At 64.4% G+C, this 11351-nt stretch carries 11 protein-coding genes; all 11 read left to right on the top strand.

From position 1 onward, the window contains the following. Nucleotides 1–544 (top strand): NYN domain-containing protein (locus VML93_RS16480; RefSeq protein ID WP_325612232.1); only part of this gene is annotated, 544 nt, incomplete at its 5' end. Beyond that, nucleotides 541–1197, top strand: coding sequence for a cutinase family protein (locus tag VML93_RS16475; RefSeq protein ID WP_414686379.1), 657 nt, complete (start codon nucleotides 541–543; stop codon nucleotides 1195–1197). The genes VML93_RS16480 and VML93_RS16475, both read left to right, overlap by 4 nt. 104 nt (nucleotides 1198–1301) lie before the next feature. Continuing rightward, nucleotides 1302–2135 (top strand): SDR family oxidoreductase, encoded by an 834-nt coding sequence (locus VML93_RS16470; protein WP_325612233.1) that lies wholly within the window; start codon nucleotides 1302–1304, stop codon nucleotides 2133–2135. Nucleotides 2136–2482: 347 nt separating this feature from the next. After that, nucleotides 2483–4435: a PPE family protein gene (locus VML93_RS16465; RefSeq protein WP_325612230.1), complete on the top strand. Its 1953-nt coding sequence runs from the start codon at nucleotides 2483–2485 to the stop codon at nucleotides 4433–4435. 44 nt (nucleotides 4436–4479) lie between these two features. Then, nucleotides 4480–5355 (top strand): alpha/beta hydrolase, encoded by an 876-nt coding sequence (locus VML93_RS16460; protein WP_325612228.1) that lies wholly within the window; start codon nucleotides 4480–4482, stop codon nucleotides 5353–5355. A gap of 24 nt (nucleotides 5356–5379) precedes the next feature. After that, nucleotides 5380–6273 carry an alpha/beta fold hydrolase gene (locus tag VML93_RS16455; protein WP_414686378.1) on the top strand — a complete coding sequence of 298 codons (894 nt, stop codon included), beginning with the start codon at nucleotides 5380–5382 and terminating at the stop codon, nucleotides 6271–6273. Between the two features lie 10 nt (nucleotides 6274–6283). Continuing rightward, the gene (locus tag VML93_RS16450) at nucleotides 6284–7081 is read left to right on the top strand and encodes a hypothetical protein (protein ID WP_325612225.1); all 798 of its coding nucleotides are present in this window, start codon (nucleotides 6284–6286) and stop codon (nucleotides 7079–7081) included. 177 nt (nucleotides 7082–7258) lie between these two features. Beyond that, nucleotides 7259–7867, top strand: a complete 609-nt coding sequence (locus VML93_RS16445; protein ID WP_325612224.1) for a TetR/AcrR family transcriptional regulator — start codon at nucleotides 7259–7261, stop codon at nucleotides 7865–7867. Nucleotides 7868–7926: 59 nt separating this feature from the next. Continuing rightward, on the top strand, nucleotides 7927–8145 hold the full coding sequence (locus tag VML93_RS16440; protein WP_325612222.1) for a hypothetical protein: 219 nt from the start codon (nucleotides 7927–7929) through the stop codon (nucleotides 8143–8145). 6 nt (nucleotides 8146–8151) lie between these two features. Next, nucleotides 8152–8580, top strand: coding sequence for an MmpS family transport accessory protein (locus VML93_RS16435; protein WP_325612221.1), 429 nt, complete (start codon nucleotides 8152–8154; stop codon nucleotides 8578–8580). Then, nucleotides 8577–11351: MMPL family transporter (locus VML93_RS16430; RefSeq protein ID WP_325612219.1), on the top strand; the 2775-nt coding region annotated here is incomplete at its 3' end. The genes VML93_RS16435 and VML93_RS16430, both read left to right, overlap by 4 nt.

Below are 11351 nucleotides of genomic sequence, written 5' to 3'. Positions count from 1 at the left end.
CGCGGTCGAGGACATGTTCCGGCTGCCCGACCTGACGCATGTGGTGATCGTCGGGGGCGACTCCGACTACATCGCTCTGGCCCAGCGCTGCAAACGCCTCGGCCGCTATGTCGTCGGCATCGGGATAGCCGGCTCCAGCAGCCAGTCGCTCGCCGCCGCGTGCGACGAGTTCGTCACCTACGACACGCTGCCCGGGATCCCCACCACCGGCGCGCCGGCGCGCCAGCCCAAGAAGCGTGGTCGCCACGCGAGCACCTCGGAGCTGGACGACGAGGCCTCAACTGACCAGCCTGACCCGCAAGCCGCCGCGACGGGGCTGCTCGAGCGCGCACTTCGGATCAGCCACGAAAAGGACGACGACGACTGGCTGCACAACTCGGTGGTCAAGGCGCAAATGAAGCGGATGAACCCGTCGTTCAGCGAGAAGTCGCTGGGCTTCAAGTCGTTCAGCGACTTCCTGCGCTCCCGCAGCGACATCGTCGAGCTCGACGAGAGCAGCACGACGCGCCTAGTGCGCCTGCGCGGTGATGGGGACGGCCGGTGAGCACCAAATCTCGCCGACGCGTCCTTGCTGTGCTGGTGACGGCCGCGGCGCCGCTGCTGAGCGGGCCTGCCCAGGTCGCGTCCGCGCAGGCGTGCCCCGACGTCGAGGTGATTTTCGCCCGCGGCACCGGCGAGCCACCGGGTGTCGGGGGTGTCGGGGGCGCATTCGTCAATGCCGTGCGCGGGCGGGCCGGCGGGAGATCGGTCGGGGTGTATGGCGTCAATTACCCGGCCAGCGGCGACTTCGGCAATCCCGGTTTCCGCCAAACCTTTCAGGACGGGATCGGCGACGAAAGCGGCCATATCCAATTCATGACGACCAACTGCCCCAACACCAGGATGGTGGTCGGCGGCTACTCCCAGGGTGCTGCCCTGACCGGTGACATGACGTCGGGCGGCGTATCGCCGGATGCGGCAAACCACGTCGCCGCGGTCGCGCTTTTCGGGAAACCGTCGCCGAACTGGATGCGCACGTTCGGCAACCCGCCGGTTGTCATCGGGCCGCAGTTCGGCGGCAAGACCATCGAATTGTGCGCGCCGGGCGACAACATCTGCGATGGTGCTCCCGGCGGACCGCCCAACCGCGCACACGGTGCGTATCCGTTCAACGGCATGGTCGGTCAGGCCGCGGATTTCGCCATCGGTCACCTGTGAGCATGCGCACCGGGCTTGCTACCGCCGCTCGAGCGGCCGCAAATGTACCCGCCCGGCGTTTTGCCGTACAAATGCGGGCGCTCGCGCCGGTCGCCGCCCAAGATATGAGCGTGGCGCAGGGGAAAACGGGCGAGCTACTGGCCGACAAGGTCGCGGTGGTGACGGGCGGCGGTGGCGGCATCGGTGCGGCGACGGCGCGACTGTTCGCGGGGCACGGCGCCCGCGTGGTCGTCGCCGAGATCGACGCCGAGCGCGGGCAGGCCGTCGCCGACGAGATCGGCGGATCGGCCGTGGCGGTGGATGTCCGCGACGCCGACCAGGTCAGCGCCTTGGCGCAGACCGTGCTGGACCGCTACGGCCGGGTGGACGTGTTGGTGAACAACGTGGGCCACTGGCTGCGGCACCCGGGCAACTTCGTCGACACCGACCCGCAGCTGTGGGACGAGCTGTACCGGGTGAATTTGCACCACGTCTTCCTCGTCACCCACGCGTTCCTGCCGGCAATGGTCAGCCAACACGCCGGCACCATCGTCAACGTCTCCTCCCTCGAAGGGCTGCGCGGCTATCCGGAGGACCCGGTCTACGCCGCTTTCAAAGCCGCCGTCGTGCACTTCACCCGCAGCCTCGCGGTCCAGGTCGGCCGCGACGGTGTGCGGGTCAACGCGATCGGCCCGGACGTCACCGAATCGCTGCAGGTCCCCTACTCGCAGTGGTTGTCCGCCGCCGAACAGCAACAGTGGCCGCAATGGGTGCCGGTCGGACGGATGGGGGTCCCCGACGACCAGGCCCGGGTGATCCTGTTCCTGGCTTCGGACCTGTCCGGGTTCGTCACCGGCCACACCATCCCGACCGACGGCGGAACCGGCGCCGCCGGCGGTTGGTTCCGCTCGCCGCGCCGAGCCGATCGGGAGTGGACGAACCGGCCCATCGCGCCGTGATCCGGCGGGGTCCAAGAATTCCTTCTGGGGCGACCCGGCGCGCGGCAGCAGTGCGCACCGATGCCGGCGTTCGCGACGGCAACTCCGCCTGACGGCGCTAATACCGCGCCGACGGCCACGCCGGTCAGGATTCGCCATTCTTTTACGCACAATTAAGCAACGACAGCGTTATTTATGAGTGTGAAACAATTTCGGGGGAAGCCGCGATATTCGAACCGGATTGTCGTAGGGTGCTGGATTGTCCTCAGGTGTCGTTGGTGACAGGGGCGCATGTCGTTCGTGATAACGGTGACATGTGGCCGCGCCGGCTGGGCTGACAAAGCCGGGCCAACGAAAGGACGTCGGTGATGAATTTTTCGCTGTTGCCACCGGAGATCACTTCTGCTCGGCTGTTTTCCGGCGCCGGATCGGCTCCGATGCTGGCAGCGTCGGCGGCCTGGGACCAGTTGGCCGCTGAATTGTCTTCGGCGGCAGCCTCATTCGGCTCGGTGACCTCGGGGCTGACGGGTGCGGCCTGGCAGGGTGCTGCGGCGCGGGCAATGGTCAACGCGTCCGCTCCCTACCTGGGGTGGCTAACGGCCGCGGCGACCGGCGCCCAGGCGATGTCAGCGCAGGCCCAGGCGGTGGCGTCGGTCTTCGAGGCGGCGCAGGCGGCCGTCGTCCACCCGGCGGCGGTCGCGGCCAACCGCACCCAGGTGCAGAGGCTGGTCTCGGCAAACCTGTTCGGCCAGAACGCTCCAGCGATCGCGGCAAGCGAGGCCTGCTACGAGGCGATGTGGGCGCAGGACGCGGCGGCCATGGTGGGCTACCACGCCGGGGCCTCGTCGGCGGCGTCGGCGTTGCCGTCCTTGCCGGACCTGCTGAGCAAGTTGAACTTGGGTGTCGGCAACAACGGCATTCTCAACCTGGGCCTGAACAACACCGGCATCCTCAACGCGGGCATCGGCAACAACGGCTACCTCAACGTCGGCCTGGGCAACACCGGCATCCTCAACCTGGCTGTCAAGATCTCCTTCACCCCCAACCCCTTGCTGGGCGGCCTGCCGATCACCCCCACCTTGACACTGGCCGGCGGAAACACCGGCAACGTCAACATCGGCGGCAGCGGCAACCACGGCGACTTCAACGTCGGCAATGGAAACTACGGCACCGCGAATCTCGGCAACGGAAACCACGGCAACACCAACACGGGTGCCGGAAACTACGGCAGCTTCAACACGGGTGGCGGTAACCACGGCAGCCTTAACACCGGCGCCGGAAATTACGGCGACACGAATTCCGGCAGCGGAAACATCGGGAACGGAAATATCGGCAACGGGAACAACGGAAACACCAACTACGGCGACGGCAACATCGGCAGCGGAAACATCGGCAGCGGAAACATCGGCACCGGCAACTTCGGCGTCGGAAACTCAGGTCCTGGCGGTGGATCCGGCAACGGCAATATCGGCGCCGGGAACACGGGCAGCAACAACATCGGCTTTGGGAATACCGGCAATCACAACATCGGCATCGGGCTTACCGGCGACAACAAGGTGGGTATCGGCCCGCTGAACTCCGGCAGCGGAAACATCGGCATCGGAAACTCGGGCACCGATAACATCGGCTTCTTCAACTCCGGCACCGGAAACTGGGGAATCGGGAACACCGGCAACCACAACTTCGGCCTGTTCAACTCCGGCGCCGGCAACCTGGGCTACGCCAACTCGGGCGGGTCAAGCACCGGTCTCTACAACGCCGGCAGCTTCAACACCGGCGCCTGGAATGCCGGGGACGCCAATACCGGCGCCTACAACGCCGGCGACTACAACACCGGCCTGTGGAACTCCGGCAATACCAACACGGGTGCCTACAACTCTGGCGACTACAACAGCGGCCTGTGGAACTCCGGCAATACCAATACCGGCCTGTGGAACTCGGGCGACGTGAACTCAGGCGCCTACAACTCGGGCAATACCAACACCGGCCTGTGGAACTCCGGCAACCTCAATACGACGATCGCCAGCGCATACACCGGTGCCGGCTCCAGCTCCGGCTTCGGAAACACCAGCGGCAACTCCGGATTCTTCAACTCCGGCGCCGCAGGCTCGGGGATCGGCAATTCCGGCGGCAACGGCTCGGGCCTGGCAAACACCGGAAACTTCAGTGCGGGGATCGGAAACGCCGGCGACCAGGTATCCGGTCTGCTCAACCGGGGCCAAGGAGAATCGGGCCTATCGAATGCCGGCTCCCCGGCTTCGGGTTTGTTCAACACGAATGACGGTCAGTCGGGCATCTTCAACTTGTTCAACTTGCTGTAAGGCCGCGACCGATCATCGGCCGGGCACCGCATACGATCCCAGCAGTGACAACCACACCCGAGCTGTTCTCCACCTACGCGCCCGACGGCGTCCGCATCGTCGCTGATCGTCTCGGCGATCCCGCGGCGCGCGCCGTGGTGTTCCTGCACGGGGGCGGACAGACCCGTCGCTCGTGGGGCAGAGCCGCCGCCGCCGTGGCCGAGCATGGCTGGCAGGCGATCACCGTCGACATGCGTGGCCACGGCGAATCCGACTGGTCCAGCGACGGCGACTACCGCGTGGTCAGCTTCGCCGGCGACGTCCAGGAAGTGCTGCGCCGGCTACCGCGGCAACCCGTGCTGGTCGGCGCCTCGCTGGGTGGTTTCACCTCGATGCTGCTGGCGGGTGAGCTTTCGCCCGGGATCGCCAGCGCGGTCGTCCTGGTGGACATCGTGCCCAACATGGACCCGTCCGGGGCGAGCAGGATTCACCGGTTCATGGCGGACCGGGTGGCCTCAGGGTTCGACTCACTCGACGAAGTCGCCGATATGATCGCCGAATACAACCCGCATCGCCCCCGCCCCAGCGATCTCGACGGCCTGCGCACCAACCTGCGCCGCCGCGGTGATCGCTGGTACTGGCATTGGGACCCGAAATTCATCAGCGGCACTTCGCCTTTCCCCCCGGTCGAGGTGACCGACACCGATCGCATGCACACCGCTGTCGAGTCGATCCTGCGCGACGGCGTGCCCATGCTCTTGGTGCGAGGCCAGGTGAGCGACCTCGTCAGCCAGGAACGTGCTGACCAGTTCCTTTCGCGATTCCCCCAGGTCGAGTTCGTCGACGTCCGCGGCGCGGGTCACATGGTCGCCGGCGACCGCAACGACATCTTCGCCCAGGCCGTCCTAGATTTCCTGTCCCGCCATGCGGACACCGGCTGAGTTCGCCGCGACCGGCATGGCAGGGTGACATCCGTGGCCGACACTTCTGCACCCAACGCCGTCACCGAACATGACCTCCGCGAAATCACCACTCCGGCGGGTCTTTTGCGCTACTACGACTGCGGCCCCGACTCCGGGGACGCCCCGGTGTTGCTGTTCCTGCACGGCTCTGGCCCCGGTGTCACCGGCTGGCGCAACTTCCGCGGCATCCTGCCGGCGTTCGCCGAGCACTTCCGTTGCCTGGTTCTGGAATTCCCCGGCTTCGGCGTCAGCGACGACTTCGGGGGCCACCCGATGGTCACCGCGCAACGCGCCGTGGTGCCTTTCCTGGACGCGCTCGGCGTGGACCGGGTCAGCATCGTCGGCAACTCGATGGGCGGCGGCGTCGGCATCAACTTCGCGATCCGCAAACCGGACCGTATCGAGCAGCTGGTGACCATCGGCGGGATCGGCACCAACGTCTTCAGTCCCAGCCCCAGCGAGGGCATCCGGCTGCTGCAGGAATTCACCGAGGACCCCACTCGGCAGCGACTCGTCGACTGGCTCAAATCGATGGTGTACGACCAGTCCCTGGTCACCGACGAATTGATCGAAGAACGCTGGAAACTGGCCACCGATCCAGCGACTCTGGCCGCCGCACGCCGCATGTACAGCAAGGCGGCGTTCGCCGCGATGACGGCGGCGATGGAGGCCGCAGACACGCCGATGCCGTGGGCGATCATGCACAAGGTAGCCGCCCCCACCCTGCTGACGTGGGGCCGCGACGACCGGGTGAGCCCGCCCGACATGGCGCTCATCCCGATGCGCACCATCCCCAATGCGGAACTGCACGTGTTCCCCAAATGCGGGCACTGGGCCATGATCGAGGCCAAAGCGGCGTTCGAAAGCACTGTGCTGGGGTTCTTGTTACGCGGGTAGGCGGGATGCCGTGATTGCGCCACAACGCATCGGCCGCTTCATCGGCGTCGACGAGCTCGGGTATGTCAGGCCTGACGTCGCGATCGAGCATGTCGGCGCCCCTTGGAAACCGGTTGTTTCGTTCGTGAGTGATGCGTTGATGCATCGACCTGGTGTCCGTTCGGTCTATCTGCGCGGCTCGATCCCTCGCGGATTGGCAATTGAAAACGTTTCCGATGCCGACTTCATTTACTTAGCCGACGCCACCTTCGACCCTGAGGATGCCGCCCTCGAGCAGCTCCTGCAAACGAAGTTCCCGTTCGTGAGGGAGTTCGAACTCTTCCGGCTGGATCACGCTACGTTCGAAAAGGTCTACCCTCCGCAGCAACGTCCTTATTTTCATATGCTGCTCAAGACGCAATCTCTGTGTCTCGCCGGGGATGACTTGACACGGGATATCGAGCCATTCCGCATCGGCGCCGAGCTGGTCACTCATGTGTTTATGCTCTCAGACGAATTCTCGCAGCTGCCGGAGTGGTTGGAAGAGGGCCGCAGAAACGGCGAGGAACAGGCTGTGCGCCAATGGTTTTCGCGCAGGATCGTGCGTTCCGGGTTCGAGGTGACCATGGACCGAAGCAATCGCTTCACCCGCGACCTTTATCTTTGTTATGAGCAATTTGCCGAGTTTTATCCCGAACACGCCGAGCAAATATTGCGGGTCTTGAGAAATTGCCTCAACGGCGAGGAGAATCCGTTGCGATTCGCGGATCTCGTGGCATTTTTGTCCGGCGAGGCTGAGCGTCTCACCGATGCTGCGCCCGGCCCGTAATTCGAGTCCCGCATATCCGCGCGGTTCGAGCAACAACCGTTTCGCGTGGTCGTATGCCGGATGGAGATTCATGGCCTGTTGGTCGCGGTTTCAAGCTCCACCCGGCCCACGTCCCGCTGACCTCGGCCTCAGGCGACTTGGTCAGCAAAGCGTGCACTACGTGCAACCATGAGTGTTATGGCGAATCAGATCGGTCTTCGCGAGCGCCGTCGCCGCCAGACCAGCGCGGATATCCGCGGCGCCGCGGTGCACCTGGCACAGCAACGCGGCTGGGACAAGGTGACCATCGAGGACATCTGCGTCGAGGCGGGAATTTCGACCCGCACATTCTTCAACTACTTTCCGAACAAAGAGGCCGCGATCGCCTACGGGCCGTCAGACCTACCGGCCGAGCTGGCCGAAGAGTTCGTCGCCGCCGGACCCGCCCCGTATTCCGCGGTGCTGGCGGAGCTGATCACCCTGGCGGCACACCATCTGCGTGACCTGCCCCCGCAACGAGAGCAGGCCGAGTGCATGCTTGACCTGGCGAAAACCACCCCCGCGGTGTTGGCCGCTTTCCTGGCCGAGTTGGAGCGGTTTCAGAGTCATCTGACCGTCATCGTTGCCCGACGCCAGGGCATGCGCTCCGACGCTGAAATACCGGCGTTGATCGCGGCGTTGGCTCTGACGGCCATACGTTCGGGGATTGAACGCTGGTCCCGTGGCAGCCCGGAGGATGCCGACGACACGCCGATGCCCTACGTAGAGCGCGCAGCCGCGCTGGTCAACAGCATCTTCACGAAGTGATGGCGTGACCGGAAACACATAAAGTTGCATAAACTGCAAAAAATGCAGATCATGTACTCATGTTCCGGCGGCGGTACTCGACGACGCCTCGGCACCGCGAAGCGTGCATCCGTGTCGCGCCGGCCCCGACCGGGCTGCACCGGGCGCCGTCCGCGCACCTGAAGTTCGAACACTCTGTGGTGCAACACAACTCCGTGGTGCAACGCAGCTCGGTGGTGCAACGCAACTCGTACCAGCACAGCACGTCGGCGCTGCCCAGCCGGGAAGGGATCACGTAGGTCCAGATGGCACGGATTGTGCGTAATGCCTGGTTACCGCTGCTGATCGTGGCAGTGATGGCGATCGGCGGCTTCACCGTGCACCGGGTCAAGTCGTTTTTCGTCGCCGAGCAGGCGGACGCCCTGACCAGCGCAAGAGTGGATGATTCCAAGCCGTTCAAACCGAAGGTCGTCAAGTACGAGATCTTCGGCTCGGCCACCCACGCCAATGTGAATTACCTCGATCTCAGCGCGTCACCGCAACGCATCGACGGTGCGCCGCTGCCGTGGACGCTGGTGCTCAGCACGACCGCGCCGTCGGTCTTTCCCAACATCTCGGCGCAAAGCGAGGGCGACTACCTCGGCTGCCGCATCACCGTCGACGACGAAGTCAAGGACGAGAAGACATCCAACGGCGTGCACGCCCTGACCTCCTGCCTGGTGAAATCAGCATGAGCGCACCCACTCAAGACGCGCCGACCGATCCCATCCCCGCTGCCAAGCACGCGGCGCGCCCGGCGATCCCACATTTCATCCGGAAGTTCGCCGTGCCGATCATCCTCGGCTGGATCGCACTCATCGCGGTGCTGAATGTCGTTGTCCCCCAGCTCGACGAGGTCGGGAAGATGCGCTCGGTGTCGATGAGCCCGGACGACGCCCAATCGGTAATCGCGACAAAGCGCGTCGGCGACGTGTTCAAGGAGTACAAGTCCAACAGCTCGGTGATGATCGTGCTGGAAGGGCAGAACCCGCTCGGCGCCGACGCCCACGCGTTCTACGACCAGATCGTCAAAAAGCTCGAGGCCGACACCAAACACGTCGAGCACGTGCAGGATTTCTGGAGCGACCCGCTCACCGGTGCCGGTGCGCAGAGCAATGACGGCAAGGCCGCGTACGTCCAGGTCTACCTCGTCGGCAACCTGGGCGAATCAAAGGCCAACGACTCGGTCGAGGCCGTCCAAGCCATCGTGAAGGACGCAACACCGCCCAACGGGGTCAAGGCCTACGTCACCGGGCCCGCTGCACTGGAAGCCGACCAGCACCTGGCCGGTGACCGCAGCCTGCAACTGATCGAAGGCGCGACCTTCGTGGTGATCATCGCGATGCTGCTGCTGGTCTACCGGTCGATCGTCACGGTGCTGATCACGTTGGTGATGGTGGTGTTCGAGTTGGCCGCCGCCCGCGGCGTGGTCGCCTTCCTGGGCTACCACCAGATCATCGGGCTCTCCACGTTCGCCACCAACCTGTTGGTCACCCTGGCGATCGCGGCCGCCACCGACTACGCGATCTTCCTGATCGGCCGATATCAGGAAGCCAGAGGGGTCGGCGAATCTCGAGAAGACGCCTACTACACCATGTTTCACGGCACGGCACACGTCGTGCTGGGCTCGGGCCTGACCATCGCCGGCGCGACGTTCTGCCTGCACTTCACCAACCTGCCCTATTTCCAGACACTGGGTATCCCGCTGGCCATCGGCATGGTCGTGGTGGTGTTCGCCGCCCTGACGCTTGGCCCCGCGGTGATATCGGTCGCGTCGCGCTTCCGCCAGACACTGGAACCCAAGCGCGCGCAGCGAATTCGCGGCTGGCGCAAGATCGGTGCCGCCGTCGTCCGCTGGCCCGGCCCGATCCTGGTCATGACGATCGGGATCGCCCTCGTCGGCCTGCTGACGCTGCCCGGGTACCGCACCAACTACAACGACCGCAACTATCTGCCCGACGACTTGCCGGCCAACGCCGGGTACGCGGCCGCCGACCGGCACTTCTCCAAAGCCCGGATGAACCCCGAGCTGCTGATGATCGAAAGCGACCACGATTTGCGCAATTCCGCGGACTTCCTGGTCATCGACAAGATCGCCAAATCCATCTTCCGGGTACCCGGAATCAGCCGCGTGCAGGCCATCACGCGCCCGGAGGGCACGCCGATCGAGCACACGTCGATTCCGTTCCAGATCAGCATGCAAGGCGTCAGCCAGCAGATGACGCAGAAATACCAAGAAGACCAGATCGCCGACATGCTGAAGCAGTCCGATGAGATGCAGACGACCATCGACAGCATGCTCAAGATGCAGAGCATCACCCAGCAGATGGCCGACGACATGCACGTGATGGTCGGCAAGATGCACGCCATGACTATCGACGTCGCCGAATTGCGGGACCATATGGCGGATTTCGACGACTTCTTCCGGCCTATCCGCGCCTACTTCTACTGGGAGAAGCACTGCTTCGACATCCCGGTGTGCTGGTCGCTGCGCTCGATCTTCGACGCCCTCGACGGCGTCGACACGATGACCGACGACATCCAGAGCCTGATGCCCATCATGGATCACCTCGACACGCTGATGCCCAAGATGGTGGCGCTGATGCCCGAGATGATCCAGAACATGAAGAACATGAAAACCATGATGCTGACCATGTATTCGACCCAGAAGGGGATGCTGGAACAGCAGGAGCGGGCACAGCGCGACTCCGCCGCCATGGGCAAGGCATTCGACGCGTCCAAGAACGACGACTCGTTCTACCTGCCGCCGGAGACTTTCGACAATCCTGAGTTCAAGCGCGGCATGAAGAACTTCATCTCCCCCGACGGCCACGCCGTGCGCTTCATCATCAGCCACGACGGTGATCCGATGTCGCCGGAAGGCATTTCGCATATCGACGGGATCAAGAAGGCCACCTACGAGTCACTCAAGGGCACACCGCTGGAGGGCTCCAGGATCTACCTCGGCGGCACTGCGGCCACCTTCAAGGACATGCAGGACGGCAGCAACTACGACCTGCTCATCGCCGGAATCGCCTCCATGTGCCTGATTTTCATCATCATGCTGATCATCACGCGCAGCGTGGTGGCCTCGGCGGTGATCGTGGGCACCGTACTGCTTTCGCTGGGAGCGTCTTTCGGGCTTTCGGTGCTGATCTGGCAGCATCTGATCGGCATCGAACTGCACTGGATGGTGCTGGCGATGTCGGTGATCATCCTGCTGGCGGTCGGCGCGGACTACAACCTGCTGCTGGTGTCCCGGTTCAAGGAGGAGATCCACGCCGGCTTGAACACCGGTATCATCCGGTCCATGGGCGGTACCGGCTCGGTCGTCACGTCGGCGGGACTGGTGTTCGCCTTCACGATGATGACAATGGCGGTCAGCGAGCTGACGGTAATCGGTCAGGTCGGCACGACCATCGGCCTGGGACTGCTCTTCGACACACTCGTCGTGCGGTCGTTGATG

Source organism: Mycobacterium sp., from assembly GCF_035499775.1.
In the GTDB taxonomy this organism is placed as follows: Bacteria; Actinomycetota; Actinomycetes; order Mycobacteriales; family Mycobacteriaceae; genus Mycobacterium.
Note: the sequence above shows the minus strand (reverse complement) of the source record. Positions and strands in the feature narration are given on the sequence as shown.